The following is a 17,700-nucleotide window of genomic DNA, read 5'->3' as shown; positions in this document are numbered from 1 at the left end:
GAAAGTAATGAATTACTCTCTATTTTCCTCCCACCACTTTCTTATATATGGACCACATTCCCGCTATCATACCGAGCACAATGCCCCAGACAGTTCCCCAAGGAGCAATAGAAAAATACCCATCTACAAACCTGCCTAACAATATGCCTGCCGCTACAGAGGATACCAAATAAAAACCAATGGATGCCGCTGTATTAAATGCACTTAACAATGTGTTCTTATCTTTTCGCATGGCATCTACCTCTATTAGAATTATAAAATGATTCGAGTCATTTTTTCTAATAGTTTAATTTTCGACAGCCACCAGGAAACTCCTGCCATTATCTATGTATACAATGGCATTTTCTTGCCCTTTTTTTGTCTTTTTTACACAAGCATATTCCAATCTAATGTAATAAATAAACAGCTCTAAGATTCCCTTCTTTCTAGTGGGAGCCTCAGAGCCACAAATCCGGCGAATAGGCGTTCCTAGAACTCAAAAAGAGTAGTCTTCACCTGTATCAATCTTTTTTTATCCTAAGATCGCAAGAATCACCAAACTGACTTGGTTTTTCTTGGGAAAAGCCATATTTCCATAAAATCGTTTCTACAATTCGTCTGGAAGCTTGTCCATCGCCATAAGGATTGCAAGCATTTGCCATACGATCATATTCCCCCGAATCAGCTAGTAATAATCGTGTCTCTTGATACACTCTATCTTTATTCGTACCAATCAACTTTACAGTTCCGGCTTCAATCGCTTCTGGGCGTTCTGTATTATCCCGCAATACCAACACAGGTTTTCCTAAGGCAGGAGCTTCTTCCTGCACACCGCCGGAATCAGTGAGAACAAGGTATGAACGAGCCAATAAGTTGGCGAATGGCTGATACTCTAGAGGATCAATTAATTTCACCCTGCCAATACCGCCTAATTCGCTATTGACAACATCCCGCACAAGAGGATTTTTATGGACTGGAAAAACAACTTCCACATCTTCAAACTCTGTCACAATATCTCGTAAGGCTTGGTATACATGCCTCATGGGCTCCCCTAAATTTTCACGTCGATGAGTCGTTACTAAAATAACCCGTTTTCTTGTATAATCGATATTCGCCAAGACTTCCTCGGCAAATCGATAGTTTTTGTCCACAGTCGTCAGCAGCGCATCAATTACAGTATTGCCCGTAACAAAAGTAGCATCGGCTGTTATTGCTTCTCTTATTAAATTTTCTTTTGCCGTTTTTGTTGGAGCAAAATGGATATCGGTCAAGGAACCTGTTAATTTACGATTCATTTCCTCAGGGAATGGTGAATATTTATTATGAGTCCTAAGACCAGCCTCTACATGACCAACAGCTGTTTGGTGGTAAAATGCAGCCAACGCTCCCGCAAAAGTAGTGGTTGTATCTCCATGCACCAAAACAATGTCAGGCTTTTCCTTACTTAGCACTTCATTTAGCCCATACATAGCCCTGGAAGTGATATCAAATAAGGTTTGTCCTTGAGACATAATATCCAGATCATAGTCTGGCACAATGTGAAATAATTGTAGTACTTGGTCTAACATCTCTCTATGTTGGGCAGTAACTGCTACAATCGGTATAATATGTTCTGAATGCTTGTTGAGTTCTAAAATAACCGGAGCCATTTTAATAGCTTCTGGCCTTGTTCCAAATACGGTCATTACTTTAATACGTGACATATACATACTCCCCCTTTAAATCCACTTTATTGTTTTATTGAAAAGGTTATACTATCTTTCAGCAAGAGAATTTTTTTATAAAACTTAAAACAATAGAACCACAAAGACGCAAAGGGCACAAAGAGTTCTAAATTATAAGCTGCACTCTAATAACAGAATAAAAATGGGCAGGCATAATGCCCGCCCAAAATGTATCCTCAGTGACTTTCAATTGACTTCGTTGCCTTTAGGACACCTATTTTTTTCGCACCAACAAAGGCAATACCCAGCAAAACAACAATAATAAGCGCCCCAAAGGATTTATTCACCTCGGTTAAGGCAATGGCACTCAAACCTAAACAGCCGCTCATAACATACATTAATAATACGGCTTGCTTTTGCGTAAGCCCCATCTCTAATAATCGATGATGCAAATGCCCTTTATCGGGTTTAAAAATAGGACGTCCACTCATGTAACGGCGAATAATTGCAAAAGCCGTATCCAAAATCGGCAAACCTAAAGCTACAATCGGTACAATCAAAGCAATGGTAGCCGCACTTTTCACAGTACCGAGAATGGATATCGCAGCTAACATATATCCTAAAAACATACTTCCTGTATCACCCATAAATATTTTCGCCGGATTGAAATTATGCTGTAAAAAGCCCAATGCACTCCCAGCTAACGCTGCTGTTAACACAGCCACAGTCCAGAAATTTTGCTGCAACGCCACTAACAGAATCGTAACTGACGCAATGGTAGATACTCCTGCCGCCAATCCGTCCAATCCATCAATCAAGTTAACTGTATTAGTTAAGCCAACCACCCACAAAATCGTCAGTGGTATTGCCAAGTACTCTACATAAATCATTTCGCCAAAAGGATTGGTTAGCCACTCAATCTTAATGTCGAACATGACCAGAACAGCCGCTGCTATGATTTGACCTAACAGCTTCACCCTCGCTGGCAATGGCTTTAAGTCATCAATAATACCTACGATTAGAATGACTGTACCGCCTACTAGCAGCCCCATAACCTCACGACTTACGTACATACTTGCTAACACAGCCAACACGAAGGCTGCATAAATAGCCAATCCACCCATCCGGGGAATGGGTTTAGTATGCACTTTTCGATCATCTGGAGCATCCAATGCTCCGACTTTTATCGCAAAATCTTTTACCCGCGGTGTTGCAAAGTAAGCAACCGCTAAAGCAATCGTAAACGCCACAATATATGTTTGCATAATTAGCACCTCATTTCTACGCAACAATCCCATTTTACATCACGCTAATACCCTTGTCAAACGGATTCTACTTTAGTGAAATTATTTGCTTCGATCACATGCAATAGCCTTTTCGTCTGAGTTTGGCTATGTGTCCTGCTAATAGCTCTTCCATATTAACCTGGTACTTTTTTGCCAGAATATACATCATGGTAAAACAACATTGAGCCACGTCTAATAGCTCATAGGCACAGCCTAACAAGGCAGCCTGCACTCCTAATTCTGGCTTTTCACCTGATGCCCCTGATCGTTTTCCCAAGAATTGCGTAAATTCCCCTATTTCTTCTTGAATTTTGCAAACCGTCGTTAAGAGAGTCACATCATCTAAAATGAGCCTAGGTAAATTTAAATACTTAAATGCACCTACCGTTGTAATACTATAGAAAAGCGTATGATCAAACAAATATCCTTTACGTGTCAATTTCCCAATATGTTCATCAATTAAGGCATCCACTTCTACATCATAGGATTCTTCCATAACAAACAACATGGTAACACATGTTTGCGCTACGTCTAATAACTCGGTTGCTACTTCTTCTAACAATTCTTCTGCGATTACTGGAATATTTTCCTTAGCAGACAGCATATTCTCATATGGCAAGAAGTGCAGCACTGCTCGAGCTAATTCACCGGCTTCTTCCATAATCTTAAGTAGCGTTGAATCTAAGGTAGGAGTTAGATTATTCAGCTTTGGCAGATAAATCGACTCAATCACAATGCTCCTCCTAGGATAAAATTACATTTCCTCTTTTGGCATGTATACTACTTCAATAGAAGATAGCGCAAACCAATCTGTATGGGGATTATAATCTCTCCCATATACTACTTTTGTAATACCAGAAGTAATGATGAGCTTCTGGCATTCAGGACAGGGCCTATCGGTACAATACAAAGTAGCTCCTTGCCTTTCATCAGGAGTGCATTCCAGCAGGGCATTGGGCTCCGCGTGAATGCAGCGTATACAATGTCCATCCAGCATAGCGCAACCATCATCGATACAATGAGGCAACCCCGCCGGACTGCCGTTATAGCCAGTCCCTTTGATTCTTTTATCTTTTACGATCACAGCGCCCACCTGCCGTCTTAAGCAAGTACTGCGCTCCGCTACCTGAAATGCAATATCTAAAAAATATAAATCCCAGTTCTTCCGCATACATGTCCCCTCTAATTAACTATTCATCATAAATGCTATACATACTTCTTTCCAATTATACTATAAAAAAGGGAAAAAAAGAATTAGCGAATACGAAAATGCTAACGCATTCTTTAAAACCTAAAAAGAATTGAACCACAAAGACGCAAAGGACACAAAGTTTTTTTTAATTTTTGTGTTATCCTTTGTGTGCCGCGGACAGCGGCATTGCGCCTTTTGTGGTTCATCAAATCTCATCTTTTTCCACCTATAAAATCTTTCTTACTTAAAACAAGAAGGATACTGGCACTTCCTTTTAACAATAAATATAATGGTTCATTGTTTTTTCTTAAATAAGCGCATTGTTTTCAAGAATCATCATATTATTTTTGTAAATCCATGTACTTTTTTTCAGCATATGTGGTATTCTAAAAAATACAGTGTTCTTTAAAATAGCAAGGAGGAAACATTCGATGAAAGAACTTTTAGAATGTCTAGAAAAAGACCATACCCAAACCCCGGATCAATTGGCAATTATGCTAAATAAACCTGCAGAGGAAATTGCCGCACTGATAAAAAAATATCAAGATGAAAAAATCATTGTAAAGTACCAAACCATCATTGATTGGGAAAAGGCGGGCGTGGATAATGTCACCGCTGTAATTGAAGTAAGAATTACCCCTCAGCGTGAAGTAGGCTTTGATGCCATCGCTGAACGCATTTATCGTTATTCGGAAGTACGCAGCTTGTATTTAATGTCAGGAGGTTACGATTTATCGGTTACCGTAGAAGGGACCAGCCTAAAAGAAGTAGCTGATTTTGTTTCTACCAAATTATCTACAATCGATGGGGTTGTCAGCACTACAACTCATTTTATGCTAAAAAAATATAAATTTGCCGGGGTTATTATTAATGATGAAGAAGAAGAGCATAGGCTGGTGGTATCACCATGAATTGGTCTGATCGCATAGCGCCAACCGTTAAAGCCATTCCGCCTTCAGGCATCCGTCGCTTCTTTGACATCGCTGCGGAAATGAAAGGCGTAATCTCCTTGGGTGTTGGTGAGCCGGATTTTATCACGCCATGGCATATACGGGAAAGCTGTATTCACGGCTTGCACCGCGGCTATACTTCCTACACTTCCAATTATGGACTGCTCGAGCTTCGTGAAGAAATTGCCAAATCCCTACATAAGGATTATCAGGTAACCTATGATCCCCGCCAAGAAGTCCTTGTAACCGTCGGGGTTAGCGAAGGTCTTGATTTGGCCATGCGGGCCCTGCTAGGTCCTGGTGATGAAGTCCTTGTTCCCGAGCCCTGCTATGTATCTTATAAATCCTGCGTCACATTGGCAGGCGGCACTCCCATTACTATACCCACCAATGTAGAAAATGAATTTCGGATTACGGCAGAGCAATTAGAAGAATATGTGACGCCTCGTACCAAAATATTACTTATTGGTTATCCCAATAATCCTACCGGTGCGATTATGAGCAGAGAGGACTTAGAAGGCATTGCTGCTTTTGCACTAAAACATGATCTCATTGTTATTTCTGATGAGATCTACGCCAAATTAACCTATGATGGCACTCATACTTGTTTCTCCAGTTTACCCGGCATGCGAGATCGCACCATCGTCTTAAATGGTTTTTCCAAAGCCTATGCCATGACAGGCTGGCGTATTGGTTATGCAGTTTCCAATGTTGATTTCATTGCTGCCATGACGAAAATCCATCAGTATACGATGTTATGTACTCCCATCACAGCGCAAATTGCAGCGATTGAAGCCCTAAAGAGCGGCGAAAAGAACGTAGAACACATGGTATCAGAATACAATTATCGCCGTCGTTTAATTTTCAATGGATTTCGCCAAATGGGCCTGGATTGTTTTGAACCCAAGGGAGCATTTTATATTTTCCCTTCTATTAAGAAGACAGGTCTAACGTCTTTAGAATTTGCCGAACAACTTCTCATGACTGAAAAAGTAGCCTTAGTGCCAGGGGATGCCTTTGGTGAAAGCGGCGAAGGCTTTGTCCGCTGTTCCTATGCTACCTCTACCAAAAATATTACAGAAGCCCTGGAACGCATCGGACGTTTTATTGAAAGTATAAAAAAATAAGAGAACAAGAACCCACTAGGGACCCAGTGAATTGTAACTGGGTCCCTATTATTTTGTCATCAGCACACAAGACAGAAGTTTTTTCTGCAAGACAGCAATTTACAAAAATTGATAAAATTTGAATTTTCTTTGAAAATTCTGGAAAAATATACCTTTTGATAGATGTTATTTCCAATAAAAGGGAGTATGATGGAAATATATTACATTATTTTTAAAAAATTACAAAAAAGGAGCATTTACGATGCAGTCCAACCTACATTATCAGCAATCCATTTTCAAGATACTCATCATCATTATCGTGTTTGGACTTTCATCCTTGCCAAACTCAATCATTGAAGCAGCAGCCAACAATATGATTCCACTGCAATTGCTAGACCTGAATGCAAATCCTCTATCCCACGTCCGGCTTACGGCCTGGCGAATCAATACCTCTCATTCCCAAGATTCAGGGCACACTGGAGCAAGCGGCACGGCCTTACTTCATCTGCCGCCAGGACAATATTACGTTACTGGCGATATTACAACGTTAAAAAACCAAACCGCTTATGCTGCTGGATTGAAAAACAACCATACAACAACATTATATTTTATTTCTACAATTTTTACCGTTAGCGAAAACACTAAAATGTCGACTCTTACCATTGATAATACAAACTATATTGATATCGCTGACATATCAGGAGTGAAGGGGTTTCAAATACATCTTAGTCAGAGAAACTTAGGAATTGAAACAAATGTTAGCATCGCTGGGAATCACAACTGGCTGCGCCTTTATCTCCCAACACGGATGCAGTATACAATTCAGCAAGTGGAAGGAATCCTGCACCTACAATGGCCGATTTACGCAGCACCCGGTTTGCAATTTATCCTCTCTTCCGGGCTGAAATAGCCTTACACAGCAGCAAGGGCCATTTTCAAATAAAATCAAACACAAGGAGCTCGTTATGTGAAAAATAAAGCCCTTCCATTTATCTTCCGATTCCTTTTAGCCTTTTATCTGTTTTTATCTTTCTTCACTACTGCGATTCATGCCGAAACTCCATTAATCAGCCTAAATTATGATCTAAGCTCCGATGGAACGGTTGCAATCATACCGTTAAATCTCAATATGGTAACGGCAGCCAAGGACTTGGTTCAACAAATGCAGACCACTAATATCATTCCAGTTTCCAGTATGGTATATGCCCCGCCCGGTTTACCTCCTTATATGGTTTTGTCTGGAAACTCAGAGTCTTTGCAGCAGGCACTTAATCTATTACAACGGCTTTTTGCAGATCACAATTCTACCCATCTTATCATCATCGCAGCGAGCCTAAGAGAGCTAACACAGTCCAATTCCCGCTATATCGGTATCAATCCCATCCCTACTTTCACGGGCAGGGCGACGATCGACTGGAACAAAAGTACGGATATTGCCAGTACTCGCACCGACACCAAACATTTAGAAGCCAGTTCCTCAGATATTGCATCGCTAAACGAAGCACTGAACAACAGTAAAGTCTTAGTATCCAGTGAAGTCTACACTCCCAATGGCATAAAATCACAAATCTCAAACATAAAAAGCGTTCCTATTTTCAGCACTGATAACCAGGGCAATGTCCAGACGCAATTCCAAAACCTCGAAACCAGCATTTCTGTCATTCCCACCGTTATGGAATATAACGAGGACAAGCCCGAAGACAGCATCATACGTGTCGATGTGGATATCAAGGTCAGCATCATTTCTGGCAGTTCTGTATTGAAAGGTGTATCCGCTCCAGAGTCCAGTGTGAAAACCATGACAACCACGCGGATGCTTCCCGCCGACAACCACATCTATGTAATTGGCACTTTTATTACGGACAATGATACGAAAAGCACTTCCGACGTTCCCATCTTAGGCAAGATCCCCCTGCTCAAATATCTATTCTCTCAGGAGCACACGGAAAAGCAGCGTAATACCGCCGTTCTAACCCTCGCCGTACGGCTTATTACCCTTACCATCAACCGAGCCCTAGCACTAACATAGTGCCGATAGCAGGCCTAAAGCATGCCTGCTATCGGCACTGGGCTAGTACATACAGTAGGTGCCTGCTGTAACTACTGACTTAGTAAAAAAATATGTTACGAGGAGTGTTTATCATGATCAAAAATACGATACTAAAGAAATTTGCAATTCCCCTAGTATGCCTAACGTTGTTAATAGGATTATCGACCCCTGCCTGGGCAGGTACTTCGTTCTACCTTCAGACTGAAAACGAGGATAATACTAAGACTAACCCACTATCAAATCAGAATGATACGATAGCTACTGCCCAATCAAAGGATTACAATCTTAATACTCCATCTGCTATTTACTATATGAATGGTACGATAAAAGATAGGAACGACATAGATTTTTATAAGTTCGTATATCAAAAATCTGCCGGATCAACCGCATCAAATGGTAGATTTGCCATTACACTAGAAGTTAGCCAACGCTCAAACGACTATGATCTTACGTTAGTGGACGCGAGCAATAGAACTATACTGACTGCACAAAGTTACAAGCAGGCAGCCTTTCAGCAAAATAAAATCATTAGAGTCCCTGCCAATACTCTAATTAATAATACTACCTATTACGTCAAAATCGTACCAAAAACCATTGGTAGCCCAACCAGCACAGACTACACTCTTAAATTTATAGATAATATAAGTACCGATACGATAACTCCAGGAACAGGTGTCATTCATCTGGTCTCTTATGATGGCAAGCTATCGGCTCCTGCTGTGGCTAATGCAAGAAGAGAGACACTCGATCCCAATGCGAAAGTTCTATCGGCTTCCCTTATTGCGACCAAAAGTCCTTACTCTACAGGAATTAATTGGCAAATGTGTGTTACCCCAGGAGCAAAATATCAACAAAAATGGTATAATGCCAATTGGAACACTGGGGATGTCCCTGAAATAAAAACTGCTGGTTTCCTTTTAAAAGATGATTGGTATATTGCATTTTCCGGCACCAGTATAAAGGCTGGAATTAATCTCGTTCAAGTTGATAACCCCAAACTTACGCTCACCTATGAATATGATACAACGTTCGCCTTCTAACTTAATACGAATACAGTAAGAGTCAATATCCAAAGCCCGGCTTTGGGTATTGACTCTTACCTATTTTGCACTATGTAACATGCACGATACAATACTTCAATGCTAAGCAAGATTAATATTACTACTTAACCATTTATTGGGTTTTTACGATATCATAGATAATAACTATAAGCCATCTATAATGACATCGGAGGAATTGCAATGAGAATTACCAAAACAAATACCTCACTACTTTCGAATGTATTACAATCTTTAATGATTAAAACCACTACCAACCAAAACAAAATGGCGACAGTAGCGACAAACATCTCTTTAAAAAGTAAGACAGTAAACACGGGCTATGATCAAAATGGTAACGATTTGGTCTATAATACGGCAACCAACCAAAAACTATCCAATTCAAATTCCGAAGCACAAGACTTGACAGACCCTTCCAAGAAATATACTGGTTCTTCAACGGCCAATCAACTTGGCGAAAAATTTGCTAACGGTGATGAGCTAAGTGATGAAGAATACTATTTTATGCTTAAAGAGCTCGATGGAAACATATTTGATGCTGCTTTTCACAAAAGAAATGCAGTATTAGAAGAAAAAAAAATCTCTACAGTATTGACTAAAAACAATATTCAACTCAGCAGTGACCAAGAGCTACGTATCAGTGTTGACTGCCAAAATAAAATTACCGTAAGCGGTATTGATGATCCTGAAAAGTGTCAACAGATTGCAAATGATTTGAGCAGCGAAGCAAGTACGCTCGCTAGTTTATTTCAGCATAATTCTGAAACATATACGAAAGTATCAGGGAATTTTGCCGGAACCGCACAAGCCTTAGGAAGAATTGCAAACTATCTGAATGAGAAAACGAACGGAAAGATAGCCATTACAGACTTAACAGTGGAAGATGGTAAAATTGTTGGGCTAACTCCTGAACTAGATCGTCTGTTAAATAGAAATATCACTCCAGAGGACTGTTTAAAATTCGATGAACGAGAAAATGATACAATGAAATATGGAATAATAGGCGCAATTACGTATATAAGCATTAATGGCGCTGAAGATTTGCCCCAAATGTCCTTCACATTGAGCTACAAAAACGGGAAACTTTCCTGCATTGAACAGCCGGATTTAATTGCAAGTCACCCTGAGACTAGAACCCGTGAACAATATATAGACCAAGCAAACTTAATACAACAAGATCCAATGGCTTATTTTAACAACTTATTAAAACAGCAAATAAAAGGACAATGGTAGTCACAGAACAACAGGTCTGAGGTGTCACGGGGTGTCACGGGGACGGGGTTGTTGACATGATTATGCCTTTAAAACAATACCTCGATTAATACCCGTAAGTCTTTCAATTTGACGAATCGACAGATTATAGTCTTCTTTTAGTTTCCCTAAGTACATATTTCTTCTTGTGATCTCAAATGTTTGTAAATCAATTGCATTCTTTATTTCGCAAACCTTTTTTATAATTCCTTTTGCTTCTTCATCGGTTATCCGACACTTTGATTCTCTATCAATATCCAAACATATGGAATCACTCTGTTCATTCGTATATTGTATAAACCTCTGGACTGCCTTTTCTTTGTTTTCATTAAATATCTCCAAGAGAAAATTGACATCTGCCACATATCCGCCGCATCACTTGTTCCAATTTTTCTATCCCTACTTCATTAAAAGATGTACATGATTTCCCATCAGGCAATAAGCATAAATTTCATATCCACTTTTCCATTTATACTTTTGTATTGTTTCGATAAATTGTTTATAATCCTCTTCTTCTTCGAAGAACCGAACCGCAGAGGCGCAGAGTACACAGAGGGGTATTTTTTATCCTATTGATATTTTTCTCAGTATTCTCTGCGCCTCTGCGGTTAAATCACTCTTTATTCACTTCCACAAACCATATAAAACAAAGAGACCAAGCCATAACGCTTAGGTCTCTTTGTTTTACTATATATCCATAAATGTATCCAGTGGTGAATTTGGTTTCAGCATGGGGGTAACGATCTGTTCTGTAGGGATTTTGACGATAATCACCCGAGGACAGTTGCTCTCCACTGCAGCGGAAAATGCTGCTAAGAATTCTTCTTGCGTCGTAGTCAATGTACCTTCAATGCCAAAGGCTTTTGCAAAGCAGACAAAATCCATCGGCACCGGCAATAAAGACTCCGAATACCGCTGTTTATAAAACAGCTGTTGTAATTGACGCACCATTCCCAAAGAACTGTTATCCACAATAATCGTAATCAAAGGCAATCCCTGACTCGCTGCGGTAAAGAGTTCACAGCCTGTCATTTTTATGCCCCCATCACCGACAATGGCGATCACCCGCTTCGTCGGCATGGCTACCTGAGCGCCAATAGCAGCAGGAAGACCAAATCCCATCGTACCTAAGCCGCCAGAAGTAATCCAAGAACGAGGGGACTCGATGTGGAGATTCTGAGCCGCCCACATTTGATGCTGCCCTACATCTGTCGCAAAAATGAATGGTTTTCCCTTTGTTCTTTCAGCTACTTGCCTTAGCATCCATGTGGCTGAAAGATCATTTCCATCCGGTTTTGCTGCAAATTCTTGTTTCCATTCCTGGATCACCTTCCACCATGGACAGGGATTAAGAGGCTTCATCCGCTCGTGCAGTGTAGTTACCAATTGCTTCACATCTCCCGCCAGAGGAATATGGGTGGAAACATTCTTATCCAATTCGGCAGGATCTACATCAATGTGAATGAGCGATTTTCCTTCTGCATATTTGAACTTATTGCCTGTTACCCGATCATTGAAGCGGCTGCCGATGGCGATTACCACATCAGCACCATGAACGGCAAGATTGGCTCTTTTATGTCCGTGCATCCCTGTCAAGCCTAAGAATAATGGATGTTCTGAAGAAAATGATCCCAGTCCCATCAGAGTGCTCACAACAGGAGCATTCATCTTTTCAGCTAATGCAACAACCTGTTCATAAGCCCCAGATGAAACTACACCGCCGCCAACGATCATTACAGGCTGTTTTGCTGATTCCAGCACTGCTACCGCCTTATCGATCAGCGAACTTCCCAGTTCTGATAATTCCCATTGCAATTTAGGTTTGTTTTTTTCCTGATCTTCTTCTTTGGTGAAGGTAAACAGATTTGTTTGAATATCACTGGGTATATCAATCAGTACGGGCCCCGGACGTCCTGAAGAGGCAATCCGAAAAGCAAAACGCATGATTTCCGGTAAGGTTGCAGCATCTTTAACTAGAAAATTATGTTTCGTTATCGGCATCGTAATCCCAGTGATGTCCACTTCTTGAAATGCATCAGCACCAATTAGATCTGTAGAAACTTGACCCGTGATAACAACTAAGGGTACTGAATCCAAATAGGCATTCGCAAGACCAGTTACTAAGTTGGTAGCTCCCGGACCGCTGGTGGCGATACAAACTCCTACCTTGCCGCTAGCACGGGCATAACCATCTGCCGCATGGATAGCCCCTTGTTCATGCACCGTAAGGATGTGGCGTATCTTTCCTTCATATATCGCATCATACAGGGGCAGAATACGTCCTCCAGGATAACCAAAAACCGTATCGACTCCTTGCTCTAATAAACATTCTATGATCCCCTGGGCACCAGATATCTTCATACAAGTCACCTCCTAACGAAGATGTTAACCAAGTTGTTTCTCAATCAAACTCGTTATTTCTTCCGTTGAAACTTTAGTTGAACCAGGTTTATACAAATCGGCTGTACGATATCCTTGAACCAAGACTTGATCCACGGCTTTTTCAATTGCTGCCGCTGCTTCTTCGGCACCTAATGAGTAACGAAGAAGCATGGCGGCGGATAAGATGGTCCCCACCGGATTGGCCAAGCCCTTACCTGCGATGTCAGGAGCCGAACCATGGATCGGTTCATACAAGCCCGTACCATCGCCCAGACTAGCCGACGGCAGCATGCCAATAGATCCTGTAAGAACAGCCGCTTCATCACTTAATATATCGCCAAACAGGTTGTTAGTTACAATTACGTCAAACTGCTTTGGTGCCAAAATTAACTGCATAGCACAATTATCAACATAAAGGTGACTCAAATTGACATCAGGATACTGTGCGGCAGTCTTTTGCGCTGTTTTACGCCATAAACGTGAGGAAGCCAAGACATTGGCTTTATCTACAGATACTACCTGTTTGCGCCGTAATTGAGCTGCCTGGCAGGCCAGCTTTACAATCCGCTCCACTTCAGGAGTGCTATATATTTCTAGATCCGATGCTTGCTCCACACCGTTTACCACTGCCGCTTCATTTTTCGTGCCATAATAAATACCGCCATTTAATTCTCGTACTAATAAAATATCCACACCAGAAATTGCCTCTGGTTTTAAGGGGGAAAATTCAATTAATGCTTCTGCTACACGGATGGGCCGCAGGTTCGCATATAGCCCCAACTCTTTGCGCAATCCTAAAATCGCTTTTTCCGCTCGAATTTCCGGAGCAACCTGATCCCACTTAGGACCGCCAACAGCTCCAAGCAGTATGGCATCTGCCTTCTTCGCTGCCTGGATGGTACTATCAGGCAGAGGAAGACCATAAGCATCGATGGCCGCGCCGCCAGCCAAATGACGCTCAACATGTAATTGTATTCCACTCTTACCTGCTGCTTTTTTTAGTATACAGACAGCAGCTGTTGTTATTTCTTCCCCAATACCATCACCAGGGATCACAACAATTCGTTTCTCACTCATCATTTTTTCTCCTTGACCTACTAAATCAACTGCAGCATGAAATAATCCTGCAGCTACTATTTACTTCACCAGCATCACTCCGCGGCGACTTGCTTAAGCCTCGGGATAACCACATGCTGTCAATCGTTTATTAATCGCATTAATATACGCTCTGGCGCTTGCTTCAATCACATCTGTACTTAAACCTCGTCCATTATATACAGCGTCGTTATACTCGATCCATACAGTCGATTCCCCCAAAGCATCTTCGCCAGCAGTAATGGCTTTTAATTGATAATCTTTTAAACCAATAGCAAAACCTACCGCCTGTTCAATCGCCTTAAATACTGCATCTACCGGACCATCACCGCAGCTTGCCTCTTCCGTGATACCATTACTTGTCTCTAATCGCACAGAAGCTGTTGCAGCATTTGCACTGCCGCCGCTCACGACTTGATAAGAAACTAAACGATACCAGGCAGGATGAACAGAAGGTTTGTCAATAATCAAGGCTACAATATCCTGATCAAACACCACTTTTTTGCGATCCGCCAAGTCTTTAAATTTGGCAAACAGCATATTAACTGTTTCGCTGTCCAAATTATAATCCAGCTGCTTTAGACGATCTTCAAAAGCATGTCTGCCGGAATGTTTCCCCAACACAATGGAATTACGACTCATGCCAATCACTTCAGGAGAAATAATTTCATAGGTTAGCGAGTTATTCATAACACCGTGTTGATGTATGCCAGACTCGTGAGCAAAAGCATTATCACCAACTATTGCCTTATTAATTTGCACATCCACACCTGTTAATGCACTCACTTGCGTAGAGGCACGATAAATTTGTTTTGTATCAATGCCAGTGGTTACTTTATAGTAATCACGGCGAGTATAAAAGGCCATAATCAACTCTTCCAATGCAGCATTTCCAGCTCGTTCACCCAATCCATTGATCGTGCACTCCACTTGGTTAGCACCAGCTTGCACAGCAGCCAGAGAATTGGCCACAGCCAATCCTAAATCATTGTGACAATGAACACTAATATCGACCTTATCAATACCAGGCACATGTTCCCGTAAATGACGAATTAAGGCACCGTATTCATCAGGTGTTGTATACCCGACTGTATCTGGCACATTAATAACCGTTGCACCTGCTGCAATGGCTTTGCCATATACTTGGCAGAGAAAACCCCAGTCTGACCGAGAAGCATCTTCCGCGGAAAATTCAATATCCTCGATAAATTGTTTCGCATAGCGAACCGATTCCTCTGTAGCCGCCAAGACCTGATCCCGGGACATTTTCAATTTATATTCCATGTGAATATCACTCGTTGCTATAAACGTATGAACCCGAGGACGCTCAGCCTTCTTCAAAGCTTCCACCACGGCATCAATATCTTTTTTATTGGCTCTTGATAAGCCTGCAATTACAGGGCCTTTTATACATTCTGCAATTTGACTGACACCTTTAAAATCCCCTGGAGAAGCAATAGGAAAACCCGCTTCAATAATATCCACATTTAATTTAACCAGACTTCGGGCAATTTCCAGTTTTTCATGCATATCCAAACATACGCCAGGCGTCTGCTCACCATCACGTAGTGTGGTATCAAAAATCTTAATTCTGCGTTCCATACCAACACCTCTGTCCTACTATTTTTTCTTCAGCCAGCTCATCATACCGCGCAGTTCTTTACCCACTGTTTCAATTTGATGCTCTGCTTCACGGCGTCTAGTTGCAGAAAATTCAGGACGATTTGCTTGATTTTCCAAAATCCAGTTTTTCGCAAATACACCGTTTTGTATTTCTGTTAAGACTTTTTTCATTTCTACTTTTGTTGCATCTGTTACAATTCGGTTGCCAACCATATAATCACCATATTCAGCCGTATCGCTGATAGAGTAACGCATAGCTGCCATACCGCCTTCATACATAAGGTCTACAATCAATTTCAATTCATGCAAACATTCAAAATAAGCAATCTCAGGCTGATAACCAGCTTCTACTAACGTTTCAAAACCGGCCTTTACTAAAGCAGTAGTACCACCGCACAAGACAGTTTGCTCACCAAATAGATCTGTTTCTGTTTCTTCTTTGAAAGTAGTTGTCAATACTCCTGCTCTTGTACCGCCAACACCCCATGCATAAGCTAAGGATAAAGCTTCAGCCTGACCTGACGCATCTTGATATACAGCCTTTAAACATGGCACTCCGCCGCCTTCTTGGAATACACGGCGAACTAAATGCCCAGGACCTTTAGGAGCCACCATAAATACATCTACATCCGCTGGCGGAGTAATCTGGTTAAAATGAATATTAAAGCCATGGGCAAAAGCCAAGGCAGAACCAGCTTTCAAATTTGGTGCGATTTGTTCTTTGTAAATTTTAGCTTGTTTTTCATCAGGAACTAAAATCATAACGACATCAGCAGCAGCTACTGCTTGAGCAACTTCCTGAACCTCTAGACCATCACTTTTTGCTTTCTCCCAAGATTTACTGCCCTCGTACAAACCTACAATTACTTTTACTCCATTATCATGTAAATTCAGTGCATGAGCATGCCCTTGGCTTCCATAGCCAATAATCGCCACCGTTTTTCTTGTAATTAATTCTACTACCGCATCTTTGTCATAATACATTTTACTCATTTTCATCATCTCTCCTACATTTTAATATTCTTATGCTATATAAAACAGCCTCTTTCTTTCCTAGAGATAACCTCTTTAGAATTTGAGAGGTGGTTTTGCCTTATACCTTGGCCAGAGTTGCATCGAATAAATCACTAATTTCACATTTTTCTTTTTCATAGATACTACAGTCACCCCGTTGCAGACCAACAACACCTGTACGAATCATTTCTAAAATTCCATAGGATGATAAAGCATTAATTAATGCATCCGTATTGGTTTTCCCACTAGTTATTTCTACCATTAAAGTCTCATTTGAAATATCCACGACCTTGGCTCCAAAAGTTTCTGCCAGCTGCAAAACTTCTAACTTCTTTTCTTGCTCCGCCTTGACTTTTATCATCGCCATGTCTCTTACGACTGCAGTATTAACAGGCAGGATCTCTACGGCCCTTACTTCTACCAATTTTTCTAATTGCTTCACTACCTGCGCTACAATCGCGTCACTCCCTTGCATGACCGCTGTAATACGCGAGTATTCTGGAACATGAGTAGTACCTACAGCTAAACTTTCAATATTAAACCCTCGGCGAGAAAACATTCCAGCTACTCGTACCAATACCCCCGATTGATTCAGTACTAAAATTGAGATTGTATGATGACCCATTCCATCCACCTCCATTTTATTGCTTAGTAAAAACAAAAAAACCACCGAAAGGTTCCCACTATAAGAATAGATTTGTCTATTCTTTGCTGAAACAATCATGTATACGACAGGCTTCAGCAGTGAGAAAATTTCCGCAGAGTCTTTTATACTCACGGTGTAATCCGCATACGCGCATTTGTATCGCTCGGTCCAGTCCTTTTTACAGCGGAACCCTAGATACTCTTTCTCGTTACGACGTTGTAACTTTTTTTACACTTCAAACGACAACGTTACCCTATTGCCAAGACCAATCGGCTACATACTCAAATCTTTCCACCGGTCACCTTTTCTATTGGCGATTACACATCAGATTATACTTAGTTTAAGCATTCTCATTCCAATGCATACAAGTCCTCCTTCAGTAAATATGAACCTGCAACATGAAC

18 protein-coding genes are annotated in these 17,700 nt (G+C 41.1%); 6 read left to right on the top strand and 12 right to left on the bottom strand.

The window, feature by feature from the left end:
- Window positions 1–19 precede the first annotated feature (19 nt).
- The 5 genes from JBW_RS02830 to JBW_RS02810 form a co-directional block, all read right to left on the bottom strand.
- Window positions 20–232: an AtpZ/AtpI family protein gene (locus JBW_RS02830; protein WP_007958859.1), complete on the bottom strand. Its 213-nt coding sequence runs from the start codon at window positions 230–232 to the stop codon at window positions 20–22.
- Between the two features lie 268 nt (window positions 233–500).
- Window positions 501–1,682: a non-hydrolyzing UDP-N-acetylglucosamine 2-epimerase gene (wecB, locus tag JBW_RS02825; RefSeq protein WP_007958858.1), complete on the bottom strand. Its 1,182-nt coding sequence runs from the start codon at window positions 1,680–1,682 to the stop codon at window positions 501–503.
- Between the two features lie 197 nt (window positions 1,683–1,879).
- The gene (locus JBW_RS02820; protein ID WP_007958856.1) at window positions 1,880–2,908 is read right to left on the bottom strand and encodes a glycosyltransferase family 4 protein; all 1,029 of its coding nucleotides are present in this window, start codon (window positions 2,906–2,908) and stop codon (window positions 1,880–1,882) included.
- Window positions 2,909–3,002: 94 nt separating this feature from the next.
- Window positions 3,003–3,662, bottom strand: a complete 660-nt coding sequence (locus JBW_RS02815; RefSeq protein WP_007958854.1) for a hypothetical protein — start codon at window positions 3,660–3,662, stop codon at window positions 3,003–3,005.
- Between the two features lie 21 nt (window positions 3,663–3,683).
- Entirely contained in the window at window positions 3,684–4,100 is a 417-nt protein-coding gene (locus tag JBW_RS02810; protein WP_007958852.1) for a deoxycytidylate deaminase, read from the bottom strand.
- Between the two features lie 452 nt (window positions 4,101–4,552).
- On the opposite strand from JBW_RS02810, the gene JBW_RS02805 reads away from it, so the two are divergent.
- The 6 genes from JBW_RS02805 (at window position 4,553) to JBW_RS02780 (ending at window position 10,518) form a co-directional block, all read left to right on the top strand.
- Complete coding sequence (locus tag JBW_RS02805; protein WP_007958850.1) at window positions 4,553–5,032, top strand: Lrp/AsnC family transcriptional regulator; 480 nt, start codon at window positions 4,553–4,555, stop codon at window positions 5,030–5,032.
- A complete protein-coding gene (locus JBW_RS02800; protein WP_007958848.1) occupies window positions 5,029–6,198 on the top strand; it encodes an aminotransferase class I/II-fold pyridoxal phosphate-dependent enzyme in 1,170 nt (389 codons plus the stop codon). The genes JBW_RS02805 and JBW_RS02800 overlap by 4 nt, the downstream gene beginning before the upstream one ends.
- 241 nt (window positions 6,199–6,439) lie before the next feature.
- Complete coding sequence (locus JBW_RS02795; RefSeq protein WP_007958847.1) at window positions 6,440–7,087, top strand: hypothetical protein; 648 nt, start codon at window positions 6,440–6,442, stop codon at window positions 7,085–7,087.
- Between the two features lie 57 nt (window positions 7,088–7,144).
- The gene (locus JBW_RS02790) at window positions 7,145–8,206 is read left to right on the top strand and encodes a type II and III secretion system protein (RefSeq protein ID WP_007958846.1); all 1,062 of its coding nucleotides are present in this window, start codon (window positions 7,145–7,147) and stop codon (window positions 8,204–8,206) included.
- Window positions 8,207–8,319: 113 nt separating this feature from the next.
- Window positions 8,320–9,267 carry a hypothetical protein gene (locus JBW_RS02785; RefSeq protein WP_007958845.1) on the top strand — a complete coding sequence of 316 codons (948 nt, stop codon included), beginning with the start codon at window positions 8,320–8,322 and terminating at the stop codon, window positions 9,265–9,267.
- Window positions 9,268–9,468: 201 nt separating this feature from the next.
- A complete protein-coding gene (locus JBW_RS02780; RefSeq protein ID WP_007958844.1) occupies window positions 9,469–10,518 on the top strand; it encodes a hypothetical protein in 1,050 nt (349 codons plus the stop codon).
- 60 nt (window positions 10,519–10,578) lie between these two features.
- Here the strand turns inward: JBW_RS02780 and JBW_RS23710 are convergent, their stop codons facing one another.
- The 7 genes from JBW_RS23710 to ilvN form a co-directional block, all read right to left on the bottom strand.
- On the bottom strand, window positions 10,579–10,878 hold the full coding sequence (locus JBW_RS23710) for a hypothetical protein (protein ID WP_158453442.1): 300 nt from the start codon (window positions 10,876–10,878) through the stop codon (window positions 10,579–10,581).
- 57 nt (window positions 10,879–10,935) lie between these two features.
- The gene (locus tag JBW_RS25925; RefSeq protein ID WP_082076253.1) at window positions 10,936–11,097 is read right to left on the bottom strand and encodes a transposase; all 162 of its coding nucleotides are present in this window, start codon (window positions 11,095–11,097) and stop codon (window positions 10,936–10,938) included.
- A gap of 126 nt (window positions 11,098–11,223) precedes the next feature.
- Entirely contained in the window at window positions 11,224–12,897 is a 1,674-nt protein-coding gene (gene ilvB, locus JBW_RS02770) for a biosynthetic-type acetolactate synthase large subunit (protein ID WP_007958842.1), read from the bottom strand.
- 24 nt (window positions 12,898–12,921) lie between these two features.
- Complete coding sequence (leuB, locus tag JBW_RS02765) at window positions 12,922–13,995, bottom strand: 3-isopropylmalate dehydrogenase (protein ID WP_036681544.1); 1,074 nt, start codon at window positions 13,993–13,995, stop codon at window positions 12,922–12,924.
- A gap of 93 nt (window positions 13,996–14,088) precedes the next feature.
- Window positions 14,089–15,615, bottom strand: coding sequence for a 2-isopropylmalate synthase (locus tag JBW_RS02760; protein WP_007958839.1), 1,527 nt, complete (start codon window positions 15,613–15,615; stop codon window positions 14,089–14,091).
- 18 nt (window positions 15,616–15,633) lie between these two features.
- Window positions 15,634–16,629 carry a ketol-acid reductoisomerase gene (gene ilvC, locus JBW_RS02755; protein WP_036681542.1) on the bottom strand — a complete coding sequence of 332 codons (996 nt, stop codon included), beginning with the start codon at window positions 16,627–16,629 and terminating at the stop codon, window positions 15,634–15,636.
- 100 nt (window positions 16,630–16,729) lie between these two features.
- Window positions 16,730–17,275 carry an acetolactate synthase small subunit gene (ilvN, locus tag JBW_RS02750; RefSeq protein WP_007958835.1) on the bottom strand — a complete coding sequence of 182 codons (546 nt, stop codon included), beginning with the start codon at window positions 17,273–17,275 and terminating at the stop codon, window positions 16,730–16,732.
- Between the last annotated feature and the right edge of the window lie 425 nt (window positions 17,276–17,700).

The organism is Pelosinus fermentans JBW45 (assembly GCF_000271665.2).
In the GTDB taxonomy this organism is placed as follows: domain Bacteria; phylum Bacillota; class Negativicutes; order DSM-13327; family DSM-13327; genus Pelosinus; species Pelosinus baikalensis.
The sequence above is the reverse complement of the archived record's forward strand: the minus strand, read 5'-3'. Positions and strand labels throughout refer to the sequence as shown.

Excerpts from the sequence above, each read along its gene's own strand:
- JBW_RS02830 (WP_007958859.1), bottom strand. The coding sequence starts at position 232 with ATGCGAAAAGATAAGAACACATTGTTAAGTGCATTTAATACAGCGGCA.
- wecB (WP_007958858.1), bottom strand. The coding sequence starts at position 1,682 with ATGTCACGTATTAAAGTAATGACCGTATTTGGAACAAGGCCAGAAGCT.
- JBW_RS02820 (WP_007958856.1), bottom strand. The coding sequence starts at position 2,908 with ATGCAAACATATATTGTGGCGTTTACGATTGCTTTAGCGGTTGCTTAC.
- JBW_RS02810 (WP_007958852.1), bottom strand. The coding sequence starts at position 4,100 with ATGCGGAAGAACTGGGATTTATATTTTTTAGATATTGCATTTCAGGTA.
- JBW_RS02805 (WP_007958850.1), top strand. The coding sequence starts at position 4,553 with ATGAAAGAACTTTTAGAATGTCTAGAAAAAGACCATACCCAAACCCCG.
- JBW_RS02800 (WP_007958848.1), top strand. The coding sequence starts at position 5,029 with ATGAATTGGTCTGATCGCATAGCGCCAACCGTTAAAGCCATTCCGCCT.
- JBW_RS02795 (WP_007958847.1), top strand. The coding sequence starts at position 6,440 with ATGCAGTCCAACCTACATTATCAGCAATCCATTTTCAAGATACTCATC.
- JBW_RS02785 (WP_007958845.1), top strand. The coding sequence starts at position 8,320 with ATGATCAAAAATACGATACTAAAGAAATTTGCAATTCCCCTAGTATGC.
- JBW_RS02780 (WP_007958844.1), top strand. The coding sequence starts at position 9,469 with ATGAGAATTACCAAAACAAATACCTCACTACTTTCGAATGTATTACAA.
- ilvB (WP_007958842.1), bottom strand. The coding sequence starts at position 12,897 with ATGAAGATATCTGGTGCCCAGGGGATCATAGAATGTTTATTAGAGCAA.
- leuB (WP_036681544.1), bottom strand. The coding sequence starts at position 13,995 with ATGAGTGAGAAACGAATTGTTGTGATCCCTGGTGATGGTATTGGGGAA.
- JBW_RS02760 (WP_007958839.1), bottom strand. The coding sequence starts at position 15,615 with ATGGAACGCAGAATTAAGATTTTTGATACCACACTACGTGATGGTGAG.
- ilvC (WP_036681542.1), bottom strand. The coding sequence starts at position 16,629 with ATGAGTAAAATGTATTATGACAAAGATGCGGTAGTAGAATTAATTACA.
- ilvN (WP_007958835.1), bottom strand. The coding sequence starts at position 17,275 with ATGGGTCATCATACAATCTCAATTTTAGTACTGAATCAATCGGGGGTA.